This is a genomic window from Pseudomonas sp. CFBP 5748, from assembly GCF_053850495.1.
Map to the genome: position 1 here is coordinate 445,768 of NZ_JBSPTN010000005.1, position 19,630 is coordinate 465,397.

Sequence of the window (19,630 nt, forward strand, 5' to 3'; positions counted from 1 at the left end):
GTCTGTACCGCCCACAAGGTGTGTTTGACGAGGTTGCGACTGGAACGAAGTTGTCCCGAGGGACGGAAGCGTAACTAGGTAACCCGGCATCACTCTGAGTTCGTATAAAGGCCCACGACGCCCGAATGCGCCCGCAGTTCGCCCCTACCTGCTCACTTTCCCCTCGAGCTCATCGTTCATCCCGTCGCCTCCCCGCTTGAACCGACTTGGCTGCCCAACCCCTGGTCGGCAGGAGCAGGAATTTTCCACCCCAGACCTATGCGACGAGGTTTATCTCCATGGCACTGACACGCGAACAGCAAATTGCAGCCCTTGAAAAAGACTGGGCTGAAAACCCGCGCTGGAAAGGCGTGACGCGCAATTACTCCGCTGCTGACGTCGTCCGCCTGCGTGGCTCGGTTCAACCTGAGCACACCTTTGCGAAAATGGGCGCCGAGAAGCTGTGGAACCTGGTCACCCAGGGCGCCAAGCCAGCCTTCCGTCCCGAGAAAGATTTCGTCAACTGCATGGGCGCCCTGACCGGCGGCCAGGCTGTGCAGCAAGTCAAGGCCGGTATCCAGGCGATCTACCTGTCGGGCTGGCAAGTGGCTGCGGACAACAACTCCGCCGAGTCCATGTACCCTGACCAATCGCTGTACCCGGTGGATTCGGTTCCAACCGTGGTCAAGCGCATCAACAACTCGTTCCGTCGCGCCGACCAGATCCAGTGGAAAGCCGGCAAGAACCCGGGCGACGAAGGCTACATCGACTACTTCGCACCGATCGTGGCTGACGCCGAAGCCGGTTTCGGTGGCGTCCTGAACGCCTACGAACTGATGAAGAGCATGATCGAAGCAGGCGCCGCCGGCGTTCACTTCGAAGACCAACTGGCATCGGTAAAGAAATGCGGCCACATGGGCGGCAAAGTATTGGTGCCGACCCAGGAAGCCGTGCAGAAGCTGACCGCTGCCCGCCTGGCCGCCGACGTTGCCGGCGTACCGACCATCATCCTGGCCCGTACCGACGCCAACGCCGCTGACCTGCTGACCTCCGACTGCGACCCGTACGACCAGCCGTTCGTGACCGGTACCCGCACCCAGGAAGGTTTCTACAAGGTGCGCGCCGGCCTCGACCAGGCCATCGCTCGCGGCCTGGCCTACGCGCCGTACGCTGACCTGATCTGGTGCGAAACCGCCAAGCCGGACCTGGACGAAGCTCGTCGCTTCGCCGAAGCGATCAAAAAGGAATACCCGGACCAACTGCTGTCGTACAACTGCTCGCCTTCCTTCAACTGGAAGAAAAACCTGGACGACGCGACCATCGCCAAGTTCCAGCGCGAACTGTCCGCCATGGGCTACAAGCACCAGTTCATCACCCTGGCCGGCATTCACAACATGTGGCACAGCATGTTCAACCTGGCGCACGACTACGCCCGCAACGACATGACCGCCTACGTGAAACTGCAAGAGCAAGAGTTCGCTGACGCCGCCAAGGGCTACACCTTCGTGGCGCACCAGCAGGAAGTGGGCACTGGCTACTTCGACGACATGACCACCGTGATCCAGGGTGGCACTTCGTCGGTGACTGCACTGACCGGCTCCACCGAAGAAGAACAGTTCCACTGATTCACACGCTTGCCTCGAGTAAGCGGCCCTTGCGGACCGAGTAAAAGCTAACCGCAAAGCCGACGATCTGACGCCCCGACTGGTTCGGGGCTTTTTTTCGCCGGTTTTCCTCAGCCTTCACCCACTGTTGATCGTCAAGGCGTTGCAGGGTTTGGTGTGAGTGGAGCACGGCCGCCAGAACGCCCCACTGTTCACACCTTGAAGTGACTGACCAACTGCTGCAACTGGTTACCCAGGCGCGCCAGTTCGATGCTGGAGGCGGCGGTTTCCTCGCTGGCTGAGGCGGTCTGCTCGGATACATCGCGCACGCTCAGGATACTGCGGCTGATCTCCTCGGCCACCGAGCTCTGTTGCACCGCGGCGGCGGCAATCTGTTGGTTCATGGCCTGAATACCGGAAACCGCCTGGGTGATGTTGCCCAGGGATGTGCCGGCTTTGCCTGCCAATTCCACGCTGCTGTCGGTCAGCTCACGACTACTTTGCATGATGATCGAGACCTGGCGCGTGCCGTTCTGCAAGCCCGCCACCAGGCTTTCAATCTCTTCGGTGGATTGCTGGGTACGCTGGGCCAGCCCACGTACTTCGTCGGCGACCACAGCAAAACCGCGCCCGGCGTCACCCGCGCGAGCGGCCTCGATGGCGGCGTTAAGGGCCAGCAGGTTGGTCTGCTCGGCCACCGCCCTGATCACATCCATGATCTTGCCGATGCGCCCGCTTTCCTGTTCCAACTGGTTCATGGCTTCGGCGGAGCGCCCGACTTCGCTGGCCAAACGCTCAATCTGAACGATGGCTTGGGCGACCACTTGGTCGCCGATACGGGCTTGTGCATCGGCCTCTGATGCGGCTGCACGAGCTTGTTCGGCATTACGCGCGACTTCATGCACGGTGACCGACATTTCGTGCATGGCGGTAGCCACCTGATCGGTCTCGGTCTTCTGACTATTGACCCCGGCACTGGTCTGCTCGGTGACAGCCGATAACTCTTCGGCGGCACTGGCGATTTGGGTGACGCCATCGCGGATGCCACCGATCAGGTCGCGCAAGGTAGCGCCCATACGCTGAATCCCCTGCTGCAAGACACCCAGCTCATCACGCCGGGTTACGACCATCTGTTGCGTGAGGTCGCCTGCCGCAATGCGATCGACCACAGCCAATGTGTCCTGCAACGGCCGTGTAATCTGGCGGGTGATGATCAGGGCGGCAAAAATCCCCAACAACATCGCCAAGGCAGTACAGCTCAGTTGCAGGATGCGCGCCTGGGTGCTGTCTTCGTCACGGGAGACCAATTGGCTGGCATACATCTCGTCAGTCAGACGGGTGATGGTTTCACCCAAATCGATGGTGTCCTGCACGGCCTTGCCAATGGCCTGATTACTGGCGGTGAAATTCTGTACCGAGTGGCGGTAAGCAATCAGCGCGGTTTCCAGCTGCTTGATGGTGTCGGCATAGGTCGGGCCGAAAGCGCTGTTGAGGGTTTCAATGCCCTTGAGCGCATTTTCGAGCTGGCGGGTGGCGGCTTGTTCGGTGGCGCTGTTGGGGTTGCCGGTATAGCCACGCACTTCATAACGCACCAGCGCCACGTCCTCTTTGGCCTTGAGGATGATCCTGTACAACTCGAAACGGCGCTCATCCGAGGCAGGCATTGCCTCTACGTCATTGATGACCTTGGCAATCAGCGCGGCGCCCTTGACCGCATTGACACCCATCTCCTTGCGCATGGCTGCGTCATTGCGATAAGCCTCGCGCATCGTATTCAGTGCCACTTGATACTGCGTGCTGGCCTGCTCGATCAGCGCAAGTTTCTTCAGGTTGTCCGGTTTCCTCAGCTCTTTTGCGAGACTTTTTTGCTGGGCGACAAACTGCTCCAGCGACGCTTGGATCAATGCCCCCTTTTGCTCATCACCCTTGTCCACCTGGTATTGCAAGCGAGCCCTGCGCAGGTGATCAAGACGGTTGCCGAGTTCGGTAATGCTAGTCATTCGATCCGTACGCTCGATCATTTTCCCCAGGCTGAACCAGCCGGTCGCGGCCAGGATAGCGGTCAGAAGCAGCACAACGGCAAAGCCCAAAGCCAGCTTGAGCATGACGCTCATATTCGCGATCCAAGAGTTCATGACATTCCTTATGGTAATCAGCCGCGAGTGATGAAAACTGGCGCGGTTGTCTAAGAAGGGGGGCAATAATCTAACCATATTGATATAGATGATTAGATGAAAGAGGCACAAAGATAGCCATTTGCCATCAATCCTTCAAGGCTTTAAGTCCGGCCTCGCGCCGATTTTTGCTCGCAAAGCGGCGTCGCTTAACGCGCAAATCCCCTGGCCACAGCGCTGCATTGGCTCAACTGATCGACATTGATCTGAGGACCTCGGTTTTTTTCATCCTTTTTTTTTGAAGCGACCTACTCTGTAAGAGCAAGCCTGCATCTGTGGGAGTCAGGCTTACCCGCAATGAACGATGACGCAGTCTGCCTCGGGACCCCGTTGTCGGCATCGCGAGCAAGCCTGGCTCCCACAGGAGCAGTTCCCCCTGCAGATCCACCCCTCACCGAGACCCTCCCCCACCAAACTTCGGCGCACTGTCAGAAAAATTGATCGAACGCAGTATTGGGCAGTCCGAAAAGGAGTAAAACGTCCAGCGCTGACAATTACAGTAGCGGCGATGTAAGACAGCCTCTCAGGCACCACACTAAGAGCACCGTAGAAAGGTCGCCACAGATAATAATAATTATCATTTGGAAGTCATTATCATTGTTACATTCCGCACGAAATATTATTGATGAATAGCCGGCCAACGCCCACCGGGCCTGGGCCGCAGGGTCCTGGGGGTGCGCTATGTCCTTATTCCAATAAATAATTTCGCTATAGGAATTTTACTTGCCCGGTGTTTAGCCATAAAATCACCGCGATTGATTGCTGCGACATATCGTCACTGCGTTATTTCATTCAAGCTCAGAGACCTTTGCTCTCTGTTAAGGATTTCCAGCATGTCCGAAGCGACAGGACTCATGGCCCACAACTGGGGCTTTGCCATTTTCCTTCTGGGCGTTGTTGGCCTGTGTGCTTTCATGCTCGGTGTGTCGAGCCTGCTTGGGTCAAAAGCCTGGGGCCGCAGCAAAAATGAACCGTTCGAGTCCGGCATGCTGCCTACCGGTGGCGCCCGCTTGCGGCTCTCAGCCAAATTCTATCTGGTCGCGATGCTGTTCGTGATCTTCGATATCGAAGCCCTCTTTCTCTTTGCATGGTCTGTGTCCGTCCGCGAAAGCGGCTGGACCGGATTCGTCGAAGCTCTCGTTTTCATAGCAATTCTGTTGGCAGGTCTTGTCTACCTATACCGGGTGGGGGCGCTTGATTGGGCTCCGGAAGCTCGGCGCAAGCGGCAAGCGAAGCTGAAACAATGAGGCTTTGGCAATGCAATACAATCTCACCAGGATCGACCCCGATGCTCCTAACGAGCAGTATCCGATTGGCGAGCGGGAAACCGTCGCTGATCCGTTAGAAGATCAAGTCCACAAAAACATCTTCATGGGCAAGCTCGAAGACGTGCTGAACAGCACGGTCAACTGGGGTCGCAAGAACTCCCTGTGGCCGTACAACTTCGGCCTTTCGTGCTGCTACGTGGAAATGACCACCGCCTTCACGGCGCCCCACGACATCGCGCGCTTTGGCGCCGAGGTGATCCGGGCATCGCCGCGCCAGGCGGATTTCATGGTTATCGCCGGAACCTGCTTCATCAAGATGGCGCCGATCATCCAGCGTCTCTACGAGCAAATGCTCGAACCGAAGTGGGTTATCTCCATGGGTTCGTGCGCCAACTCCGGTGGCATGTATGACATCTACTCCGTCGTTCAAGGGGTGGACAAGTTCCTGCCCGTGGACGTCTACGTGCCTGGCTGCCCCCCTCGCCCTGAAGCTTTCCTGCAAGGCTTGATGCTGTTGCAGGAGTCGATTGGCCAGGAGCGTCGCCCACTGTCCTGGGTCGTTGGTGATCAAGGCGTCTATCGCGCCGAGATGCCATCGCAAAAGGAACAGCGCCGCGAACAGCGTATCGCAGTCACCAATCTGCGCAGCCCCGACGAAGTCTGATCCAGCTCTGCTCTGCATAAGAAACGAGAACCTGGCTTCATTCTTTACGTTGACCGAAAGCGATAAATAACCATGACTACAGGCAGTGCTCTGTACATCCCGCCTTACAAGGCAGACGACCAGGATGTGGTCGTCGAACTGAACAACCGTTTTGGCCCCGAGGCGTTCACCGCCCAGCCGACCCGTACCGGCATGCCGGTGCTGTGGGTTGCCCGGGCCAAACTCGTCGAAGTCCTGACTTTCCTGCGCAACCTGCCCAAGCCGTACGTCATGCTCTATGACCTGCACGGCGTGGACGAGCGCCTGCGCACCAAGCGTCAAGGGCTGCCCGACGGTGTCGATTTCACCGTGTTCTATCACCTGCTGTCGATCGAACGTAATAGTGACGTCATGATCAAGGTCGCCTTGTCCGAGAGCGACCTCAGCGTGCCCACCGTGACCGGTATCTGGCCGAACGCCAACTGGTACGAACGCGAAGTGTGGGACATGTTCGGGATCGATTTCCCCGGCCACCCGCACCTGACCCGCATCATGATGCCGCCGACCTGGGAAGGTCACCCGCTGCGCAAGGACTTCCCGGCCCGCGCCACCGAGTTCGACCCGTTCAGCCTGTCCCTGGCCAAGCAGCAGCTCGAAGAAGAAGCCGCGCGCTTCAAGCCCGAAGACTGGGGCATGAAGCGCTCCGGGGCGAACGAGGACTACATGTTCCTCAACCTCGGCCCGAACCACCCTTCGGCCCACGGTGCCTTCCGCATCATCCTGCAGCTGGACGGTGAAGAGATCGTCGACTGCGTGCCGGACATCGGTTACCACCACCGTGGCGCCGAGAAAATGGGCGAGCGCCAGTCCTGGCACAGCTACATTCCCTATACCGACCGCATCGATTACCTCGGTGGGGTGATGAACAACCTGCCGTACGTGCTTTCGGTCGAGAAACTGGCCGGGATCAAGGTGCCGGAAAAGGTCGACGTCATCCGCATCATGATGGCCGAATTCTTCCGGATCACCAGCCACCTGCTGTTCCTGGGCACCTACATCCAGGACGTGGGCGCCATGACGCCGGTGTTCTTCACCTTCACCGATCGCCAGAAGGCCTACACGGTGATCGAAGCCATCACCGGTTTCCGCCTGCACCCGGCCTGGTACCGCATTGGTGGGGTTGCCCACGACCTGCCGCGGGGCTGGGAAAAGCTGGTCAAGGACTTCGTCGAGTGGATGCCCAAGCGCCTGGACGAATACACCAAGGCCGCCCTGCAGAACAGCATCCTCAAGGGTCGTACCATCGGGGTCGCCGCCTACAACACCAAAGAGGCCCTGGAATGGGGCGTCACCGGTGCCGGCCTGCGTTCCACCGGTTGCGACTTCGACCTGCGCAAGGCACGCCCTTACTCCGGCTATGAAAACTTCGAATTCGAAGTCCCGCTGGCCGCCAACGGTGACGCCTACGACCGCTGCATGGTTCGCGTCGAGGAAATGCGCCAGAGCATCAAGATCATCGACCAGTGCATGCGCAACATGCCGGAAGGCCCGTACAAGGCGGATCACCCGCTGACCACGCCGCCGCCCAAAGAGCGCACGCTGCAACACATCGAGACCCTGATCACGCACTTCCTGCAGGTTTCGTGGGGCCCGGTCATGCCGGCCAACGAATCCTTCCAGATGATCGAAGCGACCAAGGGCATCAACAGTTATTACCTGACGAGCGACGGCGGCACCATGAGCTACCGCACCCGGATTCGCACCCCAAGCTTCCCACACCTGCAGCAGATCCCTTCGGTGATCAAAGGCAGCATGGTCGCGGACATGATTGCGTACCTGGGTAGTATCGATTTCGTTATGGCCGACGTGGACCGCTAAGCATGAACAGCACGCTTATCCAGACAGACCGTTTCGCCCTGAGCGAAACCGAGCGCTCGGCCATCGAGCACGAGCTGCATCACTACGAAGACCCGCGCGCGGCGTCGATCGAAGCCCTGAAGATCGTCCAGAAGGAACGTGGCTGGGTGCCCGATGGCGCGCTCTACGCCATCGGCGAAATCCTCGGCATCCCGGCCAGCGACGTCGAAGGCGTGGCCACTTTCTATAGCCAGATCTTCCGCCAGCCAGTGGGCCGTCACATCATTCGCGTCTGCGACAGCATGGTCTGCTACATCGGTGGCCACGAGTCCGTGGTCAGCGAGATCCAGGGCAAGCTGGGTATCGGCCTGGGCCAGACCACCGCCGACGGTCGCTTCACCCTGCTGCCGGTGTGCTGCCTGGGCAACTGCGACAAGGCACCGGCGCTGATGATCGACGACGACACCTTCGGTGACGTCCAGCCTGACGGCGTCGCCAAACTGCTGGAGGGCTACGTATGACCCTGACTTCCTTCGGGCCCGCCAACCGCATCCAGCGTTCGGCCGAAACCCATCCCCTGACCTGGCGTCTGCGTGACGACGGCGAAGCGGTGTGGCTGGACGAATACCAGGCCAAGAACGGCTACGCCGCTGCACGCAAGGCCTTCACCGACATGGCCCAGGACGACATCGTCCAGACCGTGAAAGACTCCGGCCTCAAGGGTCGCGGCGGTGCGGGCTTCCCCACCGGCGTGAAGTGGGGCCTGATGCCCAAGGATGAGTCCATCAACATCCGCTACTTGCTGTGCAACGCGGATGAAATGGAACCCAACACCTGGAAAGACCGCATGCTGATGGAGCAACTGCCCCATCTGCTGATCGAAGGCATGCTGATCAGCGCCCGCGCGCTGAAGACCTACCGCGGCTATATCTTCCTGCGTGGCGAATACACCACCGCCGCCAAGCACCTGAACCGTGCCGTGGAAGAAGCCAAGGCCGCCGGCCTGCTGGGCAAGAACATCCTGGGCTCAGGTTTTGATTTCGAGTTGTTCGTCCACACCGGTGCCGGGCGTTACATCTGCGGTGAAGAAACCGCGCTGATCAACTCCCTGGAAGGCCGCCGCGCCAACCCGCGCTCCAAGCCGCCCTTCCCTGCCGCCGTCGGCGTGTGGGGCAAGCCGACCTGTGTGAACAACGTCGAGACCCTGTGCAACGTGCCGGCGATCATCGCCGACGGCGTGGACTGGTACAAATCCCTGGCCCGCGACGGCAGCGAAGACATGGGCACCAAGCTCATGGGCTTCTCCGGCAAGGTCAAGAACCCTGGCCTTTGGGAACTGCCGTTTGGCGTCACTGGCCGCGAGCTGTTCGAAGACTACGCCGGCGGCATGCGCGACGGTTACAAACTCAAATGCTGGCAGCCCGGCGGCGCCGGCACCGGCTTCCTGCTGCCGGAGCACCTGGACGCACAAATGTACGCCGGCGGCATCGCCAAGGTGGGCACCCGCATGGGTACCGGCCTGGCCATGGCGGTGGACGACAGCGTCAACATGGTGTCCCTGCTGCGCAACATGGAAGAGTTCTTCTCCCGTGAGTCGTGCGGTTTCTGCACCCCTTGCCGCGATGGCCTGCCGTGGAGCGTCAAGCTGCTGCGAGCCATTGAAAACGGCGAAGGCCAGGCCGGCGACATCGAGACCCTGCTGGGTCTGGTGGGTTTCCTCGGCCCAGGCAAGACCTTCTGTGCTCACGCACCGGGTGCCGTGGAGCCGTTGGGCAGCGCGATCAAATACTTCCGCCCTGAATTCGAGGCCGGCATCGCGCCAACGCGCGCCGCAGATCTCAATCAGGTGGTCACGCCGACCATGGTCGGCGCGTAACGACGCTTAAAAAGGCGAAGGGTCCGTGCCCTTCGCCTTTCGTTCGATGACGCCTTTTCACCAAGGCTGTTTGGATTCGGACGAATAACAAGATTCCATTAGCCACGCCCGCTGACACCGGGCCAACGAAGAACTTTGAACCATGGCCACTATCCACGTAGACGGCAAAGAGCTCGAAGTCGATGGCGCAGACAACCTGTTACAGGCATGTCTGTCGCTGGGCCTCGACATTCCTTATTTCTGCTGGCACCCCGCCCTTGGCAGCGTTGGCGCCTGTCGCCAGTGCGCGGTCAAGCAGTACACCGACGAAAACGACAAGCGTGGTCGGATCGTCATGTCCTGCATGACCCCCGCCACCGACGGCAGCTGGATCTCCATCGACGACGAAGAAGCGAAAGTGTTTCGCGCCAGCGTCGTCGAATGGCTGATGACCAACCACCCTCACGACTGCCCGGTCTGTGAGGAAGGCGGTCACTGCCACCTGCAAGACATGACGGTGATGACCGGCCACAACGAGCGCCGTTATCGCTTCACCAAGCGCACCCACCAGAACCAGCAACTGGGCCCGTTCATCTCCCACGAGATGAACCGCTGCATCGCCTGCTACCGCTGCGTGCGTTTCTACAAGGACTACGCCGGCGGCACCGACCTGGGCGTGTTCGGTGCCCACGACAACGTGTACTTCGGTCGCGTTGAAGACGGCACCCTGGAAAGCGAGTTCTCCGGCAACCTCACCGAGGTCTGCCCGACCGGTGTGTTCACCGACAAGACTCACTCCGAGCGCTACAACCGCAAGTGGGACATGCAGTTCTCGCCGAGCATCTGCCATGGCTGCTCCAGCGGTTGCAACATTTCCCCGGGCGAGCGCTACGGTGAACTGCGTCGCATCGAGAACCGCTTCAACGGCTCGGTGAACCAGTACTTCCTGTGTGACCGTGGCCGTTTCGGCTATGGCTACGTCAACCGCACCGATCGTCCGCGCCAGCCACAGCTGGCGGGCGGCGCCAAGCTGAGCCTGGACGAAGCGCTGGACAAGGCCGCCGAACTGCTGCGCGGTCGCAACATCGTCGGCATCGGTTCGCCACGGGCCAGCCTGGAAAGCAACTACGCGCTGCGTGAACTGGTCGGCGCCGAGCACTTCTACAGTGGCATCGAAGCCGGCGAGCTGGAACGCATCCGCCTGGTGCTGCAAGTGCTCAAGGACAGCCCACTGCCGGTGCCGACGATGCGTGACATCGAAGACCACGACGCGGTGTTCGTGCTTGGCGAAGACCTGACCCAGACCGCCGCGCGCATGGCCCTGGCCCTGCGCCAGTCGGTCAAGGGCAAGGCCGAAGACATGGCCGACGCCATGCGCGTGCAGCCATGGCTCGACGCCGCCGTGAAGAACATCGGCCAGCACGCGCTGAACCCGTTGTTCATCGCCAGCCTCGCTGAAACCAAGCTCGACGACGTGGCCGAAGAATGCGTCCACGCCGCTCCCGACGACCTGGCGCGCATCGGTTTCGCCGTGGCCCACGCCCTGGACGCCAGCGCCCCGTCCGTCGAAGGCCTGGACAGCGAAGCGGCCGCATTGGCCCAGCGCATCGCCGACGCCCTGTTGGCAGCCAAGCGCCCATTGATCATCGCCGGCACCTCCCTGGGTTCCAAGGCATTGATCGAAGCCGCCGCCAACATCGCCAAGGCCTTGAAGCTGCGGGAGAAGAACGGTTCCATCAGCCTGATCGTGCCGGAAGCCAACAGCCTCGGCCTGGCCATGCTCGGTGGCGAGTCGCTGGACGCGGCCCTGCAAGCGGTGATCGACGGCAGCGCCGACGCCATCGTGGTGCTGGAAAACGACCTCTACACCCGCACCGACAAGGCCCGGGTGGACGCCGCCTTGAGCGCCGCGAAAGTGCTGATCGTTGCCGACCACCAGAAAACCGCCACCACCGACCGCGCCCACCTGGTGCTGCCGGCGGCGAGCTTCGCCGAAGGCGACGGTACGCTGGTCAGCCAGGAAGGCCGCGCCCAGCGCTTCTTCCAGGTGTTCGACCCGCAATACCTGGACGCTGGCATCCTGGTCCACGAAGGCTGGCGCTGGCTGCATGCCCTGCGCGCCACTCTGCTGGACCAACCGATCGACTGGACGCAACTGGACCACGTCACCGCAGCCGTCGCTTCGAGCAGCCAGCAACTGGCCGCCATCGTCGACGCCGCGCCGTCCGCCGCGTTCCGCATCAAGGGGCTGAAACTGGCCCGTGAACCGCTGCGTTATTCCGGCCGCACGGCCATGCGCGCCAACATCAGCGTTCACGAACCGCGCACCCCGCAAGACAAGGACACCGCGTTCGCCTTCTCCATGGAAGGTTACTCGGGCTCCGCCGAACCGCGCTCGCAAGTGCCGTTCGCCTGGTCGCCGGGCTGGAACTCGCCGCAGGCCTGGAACAAGTTCCAGGACGAAGTCGGCGGTCACCTGCGTGCCGGTGACCCAGGCACCCGCCTGATCGAAAGCCAGGGCGATGGCCTGAGCTGGTTCGCCAGCGTGCCACGCGCCTTCAACCCGGCACCGGGTACTTGGCAGGTCGTGCCGTTCCATCACCTGTTCGGCAGCGAAGAGAACTCTTCCAAGGCCGCGCCGGTGCAGGAACGCATCCCCGCCGCCTACGTGTCGCTGGCCAAGTCCGAAGCCGATCGCCTGGGCGTCAACGACGGTGCCCTGCTGAGCCTGAACGTGGCCGGCCAGACCCTGCGTCTGCCGCTGCGCATCAATGAAGAACTGGGCGCCGGCCTGGTGGCCCTGCCGGCTGGCCTGGCGGGCATTCCACCGGCGATATTCGGCAAAACCGTCGACGGTCTGCAGGAGGCAGCGCAATGAGCTGGTTCACCCCTGAAGTGATCGCTGTGATCCTGACGGTCCTCAAGGCCATCGTGATCCTGCTGGCCGTGGTGGTCTGCGGCGCCTTGCTGAGCTTTGTCGAACGTCGCTTGCTGGGTTGGTGGCAGGACCGCTACGGTCCGAACCGCGTTGGCCCGTTCGGCATGTTCCAGATCGCCGCCGACATGATCAAGATGTTCTTCAAGGAAGACTGGACACCACCGTTTGCCGACAAGGTGATCTTCACCCTGGCACCGGTCGTGGCCATGAGCGCCTTGCTGATCGCCTTCGCGATCATCCCGATCACCCCGACCTGGGGCGTGGCGGACCTGAACATCGGCCTGCTGTTCTTCTTCGCCATGGCCGGCCTGTCGGTGTATGCGGTGCTGTTCGCCGGTTGGTCGAGCAACAACAAGTTCGCCCTGCTGGGCAGCCTGCGGGCCTCGGCCCAGACCGTGTCCTACGAAGTGTTCATGGGCCTGGCGCTCATGGGCATCGTGATCCAGGCCGGTTCGTTCAACATGCGCGACATCGTCGAGTACCAGGCCCAGAACCTGTGGTTCATCATTCCGCAGTTCTTCGGTTTCTGTACCTTCTTCATCGCGGGCGTGGCCGTGACTCACCGTCACCCCTTCGACCAGCCGGAAGCGGAACAGGAACTGGCCGACGGTTACCACATTGAATATGCCGGCATGAAATGGGGCATGTTCTTCGTCGGTGAGTACATCGGCATCATCCTGATCTCGGCGCTGCTGGTGACGTTGTTCTTCGGTGGCTGGCACGGTCCGTTCGGCATCCTGCCGCAACTGTCCTTCGTCTGGTTCGCCCTGAAGACCGCGTTCTTCATCATGCTGTTCGTCCTGCTGCGCGCCTCGATCCCGCGCCCACGCTACGACCAGGTGATGGACTTCAGCTGGAAATTCTGCCTGCCGCTGACCCTGATCAACATGCTGGTGACCGCTGCGATCGTTTTGATGAACGCGCCTGCGGCCGCGGTTCAGTGAGGATTTGACCCATGTTCAAATATATTGGCGACATCGTTAAGGGTACCGGTACCCAACTGCGAAGCCTGGTCATGATCTTCGGCCATGGCTTTCGCAAGCGCGACACCCTGCAATACCCGGAAGAGCCGGTCTACCTGGCGCCGCGCTACCGCGGTCGCATCGTCCTGACCCGCGACCCCGACGGCGAAGAGCGCTGCGTAGCCTGCAACCTGTGCGCCGTGGCGTGCCCGGTGGGCTGCATCTCGCTGCAGAAAGCTGAAACCGAAGACGGTCGCTGGTACCCGGACTTCTTCCGCATCAACTTCTCGCGCTGCATTTTCTGCGGCCTCTGCGAAGAAGCGTGCCCGACCACCGCGATCCAGCTCACGCCGGATTTCGAAATGGCCGAGTTCAAACGTCAGGACCTGGTGTACGAGAAAGAAGATCTGCTGATTTCCGGTCCCGGTAAAAACCCTGATTACAACTTCTATCGTGTTGCAGGTATGGCCATTGCCGGTAAGCCAAAAGGCGCCGCGCAGAATGAAGCCGAACCGATCAACGTGAAGAGCTTGCTGCCTTAAGGAAGAAAGATGGAATTCGCTTTCTATTTCGCATCGGGTATCGCGGTGGTGTCCACGCTTCGAGTGGTCACCAACACCAACCCTGTGCACGCCCTGCTCTACCTGATCATTTCGCTGATTGCCGTGGCCATGACCTTCTTCAGCCTCGGCGCACCGTTCGCCGGTGCCTTGGAAGTGATCGCCTACGCCGGCGCCATCATGGTGCTGTTCGTGTTCGTGGTGATGATGCTGAACCTGGGCCCGGCCTCGGTCCAGCAGGAACGCTCCTGGCTCAAGCCCGGCATCTGGGCAGGACCGGTGATTCTCGCCGCCCTGCTGCTGGGTGAACTGCTGTATGTGCTGTTCGCTCACCAGAGCGGCCAGGCCATCGGCCACACCACCGTGGGCGCCAAGGCCGTGGGCATCAGCCTGTTCGGTCCGTACCTGCTGGTGGTCGAACTCGCCTCGATGCTGCTGCTTGCCGCAGCCATCACGGCGTTCCATTTGGGCCGTAACGAGGCGAAGGAGTAATCACATGCCTGCTATCCCTCTCGAGCATGGTCTGGCGGTTGCCGGCATCCTGTTCTGTCTCGGTCTGGTCGGCCTGATGGTCCGCCGTAACATTCTGTTCGTGCTGATGAGCCTGGAGGTCATGATGAATGCCTCCGCCCTGGCCTTCATCGTCGCGGGCGCTCGCTGGGCCCAGCCGGATGGACAGATCATGTTCATCCTGGTGATCAGCCTGGCAGCCGCCGAGGCCAGTATCGGCCTGGCGATTCTGTTGCAGCTGTACCGCCGCTTCCACACTCTCGATATTGACGCTGCCAGCGAGATGCGCGGATGAACCTGATCTTTCTGACTTTCGTATTTCCCCTCATCGGTTTTCTGCTGCTGTCGTTCTCCCGTGGACGCTGGTCGGAAAACCTTTCGGCGCTGGTCGGCGTGGGGTCCATTGGCCTGTCTGCCATCGTCGCGGCCTACGTGATCTGGCAATTCAACGTCGCTCCGCCCGAAGGTGGCGCGTACGTGCAGGTGCTGTGGCAATGGATGGCGGTGGAAGGTTTCACGCCGAACTTCGCCCTGTACCTGGACGGCCTGTCCATCACCATGCTCGGCGTGGTGGTCGGCGTGGGTTTCCTGATCCACCTGTTCGCCTCCTGGTACATGCGCGGCGAAGCCGGTTACTCGCGCTTCTTCGCCTACACCAACCTGTTCATCGCCAGCATGCTGTTCCTGGTGCTCGGCGATAACCTGTTGTTCCTGTACTTCGGCTGGGAAGGCGTGGGCCTGTGCTCGTACCTGTTGATCGGTTTCTACTACAGCAACCGCAACAACGGTAACGCCGCACTCAAGGCGTTCATCGTGACCCGGATCGGCGACGTGTTCATGGCCATCGGCCTGTTCATCCTGTTCCAGCAACTGGGTACGCTGAACATCCAGGAACTGTTGGTCAAGGCACCGGAACACTTCAAGGTCGGTGACTTCTGGATCGTCCTGGCGACCCTGATGCTGCTCGGTGGCGCTGTTGGTAAATCCGCGCAACTGCCGCTGCAAACCTGGCTGGCGGACGCGATGGCCGGTCCTACCCCGGTCTCGGCACTGATCCACGCCGCGACCATGGTGACCGCCGGTGTCTACCTGATCGCCCGTACCCACGGCCTGTTCGCCCTGGCGCCGGACATCCTGCACCTGGTCGGCATCGTCGGCGGCGTGACCCTGGTCCTGGCCGGTTTTGCCGCTCTGGTACAGACCGACATCAAGCGCATCCTCGCCTACTCGACCATGAGCCAGATCGGCTACATGTTCCTGGCCCTGGGCGTCGGTGCCTGGGAAGGCGCGATCTTCCACTTGATGACCCACGCCTTCTTCAAGGCCCTGCTGTTCCTTGCCTCCGGTGCGGTGATCGTTGCCTGCCACCACGAGCAGAACATCTTCAAGATGGGCGGCCTGTGGAAGAAACTGCCGCTGGCCTACACCAGCTTCATCGTCGGCGGCGCGGCCCTGGCGGCCCTGCCACTGGTCACTGCCGGTTTCTACTCCAAGGACGAAATCCTCTGGGAAGCGTTCGCCAGCGGTAACCAAGGCCTGCTGTATGCCGGCCTGGTGGGTGCGTTCATGACCTCGCTGTACACCTTCCGCCTGATCTTCATCGCGTTCCACGGTGAAGCCAAGACCGAAGCCCACGCAGGCCACGGCATTGCCCACTGGCTGCCACTGTCGGTGCTGATCGTGCTGTCGACCTTCGTCGGCGCCATGATCACCCCACCGCTGGCCGATGTGCTGCCGCAAAGCGTCGGCCATGCCGGCGGCGAAGCCAAGCACAGCCTGGAAATCGCCTCGGGCGCCATCGCCCTGGCGGGGATCCTGCTGGCTGCCCTGCTGTTCCTGGGCAAGCGTCGTTTCGTCACGGCGATCGCCAACAGCGGCATCGGGCGTTTCCTTTCGGCCTGGTGGTTCGCCGCCTGGGGCTTCGATTGGATCTACGACAAACTGTTCGTCAAGCCATACCTTGCGATCAGCCACATTCTGCGCAAAGACCCGCTCGACCAGACCATTGGCCTGATCCCGCGCATGGCCAAGGGCGGCCACACGGCCCTGAGCCGTACCGAGACCGGTCAACTGCGTTGGTATGCGGCTTCCATGGCGGCTGGCGCCGTGCTGGTTATCGGCGCCATCGTGCTGGTAGCGGTCTGATATGAACCTTGCGAACTTGCGAAAGGAAACGAGCCCGTCATGATTCTGCCCTGGCTAATCCTGATCCCCTTCATCGGCGGCCTGCTGTGCTGGATCGCGGAGCGCTCCAGCTCCACGCTCCCGCGCTGGATTGCGCTGCTGACCATGTCCCTGGAACTCGCGCTCGGCCTCTGGCTGTGGGCGACCGGCGACTATTCATTCGCTCCGGCCCCTGGCGCCGATCCGACCTGGGCGCTTGAATTCAAGCACGTCTGGATCGCGCGCTTCGGCATCAGCGTGCACCTGGCCCTCGACGGCCTGTCGCTGCTGATGATCCTGCTGACCGGCCTGCTGGGTATCCTCTCGGTCCTGTGCTCCTGGAAAGAGATCCAGCGTCACGTCGGCTTCTTCCACCTGAACCTGATGTGGATCCTGGGCGGTGTCATCGGCGTGTTCCTCGCGCTGGACCTGTTCATGTTCTTCTTCTTCTGGGAAATGATGCTGGTGCCGATGTACTTCCTCATCGCGCTCTGGGGTCACAGTTCTTCGGACGGCAAGAAAACCCGGATCTACGCGGCGACCAAGTTCTTCATCTTCACCCAGGCTTCCGGCCTGATCATGTTGGTGGCGATCCTGGGTCTGGTACTGGTCAACTTCAACAACACCGGCGTGATTACCTTCAACTACGCCGACCTGTTGAAAGTGCAAATGTCCAAGACCACCGAGTACGTGCTGATGCTGGGCTTCTTCATCGCCTTCGCGGTGAAGCTGCCGGTGGTGCCGTTCCACTCCTGGCTGCCAGATGCCCACGCCCAGGCGCCGACCGCAGGTTCCGTGGACCTGGCGGGTATCTTGCTGAAGACGGCGGCCTATGGCCTGCTGCGCTTTGCCCTGCCGCTGTTCCCCAATGCCTCGGCCGAGTTCGCGCCAATCGCCATGACCCTGGGCCTGATCGGGATTTTCTACGGTGCGTTCCTGGCATTCGCCCAGACCGACATCAAGCGCCTGATTGCCTTCTCCAGCGTTTCGCACATGGGCTTCGTGCTGATCGGGATCTACTCCGGCAGCCAGCTCGCCCTGCAAGGCGCGGTGATCCAGATGCTCGCTCACGGTCTGTCGGCGGCGGCGCTGTTTATTCTCAGCGGCCAGTTGTACGAACGCCTGCACACCCGGGACATGCGTGAGATGGGTGGCCTGTGGTCACGCATCGCTTACCTGCCGGCCATCAGCCTGTTCTTCGCGGCCGCCTCCCTGGGCCTGCCGGGCACCGGCAACTTTGTCGGCGAGTTCCTGATCCTGATCGGCTCGTTCGTCAGCGCACCGTGGATCACCGCCATTGCCACCTCCGGCCTGGTGTTCGGTTCGGTCTACTCGCTGATCATGATCCACCGCGCCTACTTCGGCCCGTCCAAGTCGGACGAAGCGCTGCGCGGCATGGACGGTCGCGAACTGATCATGGTGCTCGGCCTTGCGGTGCTGCTGGTTTACCTCGGCGTTTCCCCGCAACCGTTCCTCGACACCTCTGCCGCCACGATGCATGGCGTGCAGCAGTGGCTCGGCACCGCCTTCTCTCAACTCGCTTCGGCCCGGTAAGAGCGCTATGGAATTCACGATTCAACACTTTATCGCGCTTGCGCCGCTGTTGATCACCAGCGCCACGATCATCGTGGTGATGCTGGCGATCGCCTGGCGGCGCAATCACTCACAGACCTTCCTGCTGTCGGTGGCGGGGCTGAACCTGGCCCTGCTGTCGATCTTGCCGGCCCTGAAAGTCGCGCCACTGGCAGTTACGCCGCTGTTGCAGATCGACAGCTTCGCCTGCCTCTATATGGCGCTGATCCTGGTCGCCACCCTGGCCTGTGTCACCCTCGCCCACGCTTACCTCGGCGATGGTGGTTCGGGTTACCCGGGTAACCGCGAAGAACTGTACCTGCTGATCCTGATGGCCGCCGCCGGTGGCCTGGTCCTGGTCAGCGCGCAGCACCTGGCCAGCTTGTTCATTGGCCTGGAACTGCTGTCGGTACCGGTCTACGGCCTGGTGGCCTACGCCTTCTTCAACAAGCGCTCCCTGGAAGCCGGCATCAAGTACATGGTGCTGTCGGCGGCCGGTTCGGCGTTCCTGTTGTTCGGCATGGCGCTGCTGTACGCCGAAGCCGGCACCCTGAGCTTCGTCGGCATCGGCCAGGCGCTGGCGGCCACCGGCCTGCCTAGCCCGATCGCACAACTGGGCCTGGGCATGATGCTGATCGGCCTGGCGTTCAAGCTGTCGCTGGTGCCCTTCCACCTCTGGACCCCGGACGTCTACGAAGGCGCCCCGGCGCCAGTGGCGGCGTTCCTGGCCACCGCGTCGAAAGTGGCGGTGTTCGCGGTGATGGTGCGTCTGTTCCAGATCTCGCCCGTGGCCAGCAGCGGTGTGCTGAGCAACGTACTGACCATCATCGCCATCGCGTCGATCCTGTTCGGTAACCTGCTGGCGCTGACCCAAAGCAACCTCAAGCGTCTGCTGGGTTACTCGTCCATCGCCCACTTCGGTTACCTGCTGATCGCCCTGATCGCCAGCAAGGGCCTGGCCGTGGAAGCCATCGGCGTGTACCTGGTCACCTACGTGATCACCAGCCTCGGCGCGTTCGGCGTGATCACCCTGATGTCCTCGCCATACAACGGCCGCGACGCCGACGCCCTGTACGAGTACCGCGGCCTGTTCTGGCGCCGTCCGTACCTGACCGCCGTGCTGACCGTGATGATGCTGTCCCTGGCCGGCATCCCGCTGACCGCCGGCTTCATCGGCAAGTTCTACATCATCGCCACCGGCGTCGAGGCCCACCAATGGTGGCTGGTCGGCTCCCTGGTGCTGGGCAGTGCCATCGGCGTGTTCTACTACCTGCGCGTCATGGTCACCCTGTACCTGATGGAACCGAACCTGCGTCGCCACGATGCCGAGTTGCACTGGGAACAAAAGGCAGGCGGCGTGATGCTGCTGGCCATCGCCGTGTTGGCGTTCTTCCTCGGTGTGTACCCACAGCCGTTGCTGACCCTGGTTCAGCAGGCAGGCCTGACAGGCTGATCGCCTGAACGCTGTAGCCATCGAAAAAGCCCGTATCGCCAGATACGGGCTTTTTTTATACCTGCTGGTTTCTCAGGGAGTGGCGGGAACAT

15 protein-coding genes and 1 pseudogene are annotated in these 19,630 nt (G+C 61.4%); 14 read left to right on the forward strand and 2 right to left on the reverse strand.

Annotated elements, in window-relative coordinates:
- Positions 1-278 precede the first annotated feature (278 nt).
- Entirely contained in the window at positions 279-1,604 is a 1,326-nt protein-coding gene (aceA, locus tag ACWNZ1_RS14610; RefSeq protein WP_135846088.1) for an isocitrate lyase, read from the forward strand.
- Between the two features lie 191 nt (positions 1,605-1,795).
- On the opposite strand, the gene ACWNZ1_RS14615 is transcribed toward aceA, so the two are convergent.
- Both ACWNZ1_RS14615 and ACWNZ1_RS14620 read right to left on the reverse strand, forming a co-directional pair.
- On the reverse strand, positions 1,796-2,713 hold the full coding sequence (locus ACWNZ1_RS14615) for a methyl-accepting chemotaxis protein (protein WP_406822767.1): 918 nt from the start codon (positions 2,711-2,713) through the stop codon (positions 1,796-1,798).
- Positions 2,699-3,796: pseudogene (locus ACWNZ1_RS14620) on the reverse strand (methyl-accepting chemotaxis protein); the annotation flags it as partial. The pseudogene ACWNZ1_RS14620 and the gene ACWNZ1_RS14615, both read right to left, overlap by 15 nt.
- A 794-nt stretch (positions 3,797-4,590) precedes the next feature.
- Between ACWNZ1_RS14620 and ACWNZ1_RS14625 the strand changes: the two are divergent.
- The 13 genes from ACWNZ1_RS14625 (at position 4,591) to nuoN (ending at position 19,538) form a co-directional block, all read left to right on the forward strand.
- Positions 4,591-5,004, forward strand: coding sequence for an NADH-quinone oxidoreductase subunit A (locus tag ACWNZ1_RS14625; RefSeq protein WP_003203367.1), 414 nt, complete (start codon positions 4,591-4,593; stop codon positions 5,002-5,004).
- 10 nt (positions 5,005-5,014) lie between these two features.
- Positions 5,015-5,689 carry a NuoB/complex I 20 kDa subunit family protein gene (locus tag ACWNZ1_RS14630; RefSeq protein WP_003180065.1) on the forward strand — a complete coding sequence of 225 codons (675 nt, stop codon included), beginning with the start codon at positions 5,015-5,017 and terminating at the stop codon, positions 5,687-5,689.
- Between the two features lie 72 nt (positions 5,690-5,761).
- Positions 5,762-7,546 carry an NADH-quinone oxidoreductase subunit C/D gene (nuoC, locus tag ACWNZ1_RS14635; RefSeq protein WP_135846090.1) on the forward strand — a complete coding sequence of 595 codons (1,785 nt, stop codon included), beginning with the start codon at positions 5,762-5,764 and terminating at the stop codon, positions 7,544-7,546.
- A 2-nt stretch (positions 7,547-7,548) separates the two neighbouring features.
- A complete protein-coding gene (gene nuoE, locus ACWNZ1_RS14640; RefSeq protein ID WP_018609201.1) occupies positions 7,549-8,046 on the forward strand; it encodes an NADH-quinone oxidoreductase subunit NuoE in 498 nt (165 codons plus the stop codon).
- A complete protein-coding gene (nuoF, locus tag ACWNZ1_RS14645) occupies positions 8,043-9,401 on the forward strand; it encodes an NADH-quinone oxidoreductase subunit NuoF (RefSeq protein ID WP_135846091.1) in 1,359 nt (452 codons plus the stop codon). The genes nuoE and nuoF overlap by 4 nt, the downstream gene beginning before the upstream one ends.
- A gap of 142 nt (positions 9,402-9,543) precedes the next feature.
- Positions 9,544-12,258: an NADH-quinone oxidoreductase subunit NuoG gene (nuoG, locus tag ACWNZ1_RS14650; protein WP_456027722.1), complete on the forward strand. Its 2,715-nt coding sequence runs from the start codon at positions 9,544-9,546 to the stop codon at positions 12,256-12,258.
- Positions 12,255-13,262: an NADH-quinone oxidoreductase subunit NuoH gene (gene nuoH / locus ACWNZ1_RS14655; protein ID WP_025212983.1), complete on the forward strand. Its 1,008-nt coding sequence runs from the start codon at positions 12,255-12,257 to the stop codon at positions 13,260-13,262. The genes nuoG and nuoH overlap by 4 nt, the downstream gene beginning before the upstream one ends.
- A gap of 11 nt (positions 13,263-13,273) precedes the next feature.
- Entirely contained in the window at positions 13,274-13,822 is a 549-nt protein-coding gene (gene nuoI / locus ACWNZ1_RS14660; RefSeq protein ID WP_003180051.1) for an NADH-quinone oxidoreductase subunit NuoI, read from the forward strand.
- A 9-nt stretch (positions 13,823-13,831) separates the two neighbouring features.
- Positions 13,832-14,332, forward strand: a complete 501-nt coding sequence (gene nuoJ, locus ACWNZ1_RS14665) for an NADH-quinone oxidoreductase subunit J (RefSeq protein ID WP_135846093.1) — start codon at positions 13,832-13,834, stop codon at positions 14,330-14,332.
- Positions 14,333-14,336: 4 nt separating this feature from the next.
- Entirely contained in the window at positions 14,337-14,645 is a 309-nt protein-coding gene (gene nuoK, locus ACWNZ1_RS14670; RefSeq protein WP_003180046.1) for an NADH-quinone oxidoreductase subunit NuoK, read from the forward strand.
- Positions 14,642-16,495: an NADH-quinone oxidoreductase subunit L gene (gene nuoL / locus ACWNZ1_RS14675; RefSeq protein ID WP_135846094.1), complete on the forward strand. Its 1,854-nt coding sequence runs from the start codon at positions 14,642-14,644 to the stop codon at positions 16,493-16,495. The genes nuoK and nuoL overlap by 4 nt, the downstream gene beginning before the upstream one ends.
- Before the next feature lie 39 nt (positions 16,496-16,534).
- Positions 16,535-18,067, forward strand: a complete 1,533-nt coding sequence (gene nuoM, locus ACWNZ1_RS14680) for an NADH-quinone oxidoreductase subunit M (RefSeq protein WP_135846095.1) — start codon at positions 16,535-16,537, stop codon at positions 18,065-18,067.
- A gap of 7 nt (positions 18,068-18,074) precedes the next feature.
- Positions 18,075-19,538: an NADH-quinone oxidoreductase subunit NuoN gene (gene nuoN, locus ACWNZ1_RS14685; protein ID WP_025212979.1), complete on the forward strand. Its 1,464-nt coding sequence runs from the start codon at positions 18,075-18,077 to the stop codon at positions 19,536-19,538.
- Positions 19,539-19,630: the final 92 nt, after the last annotated feature.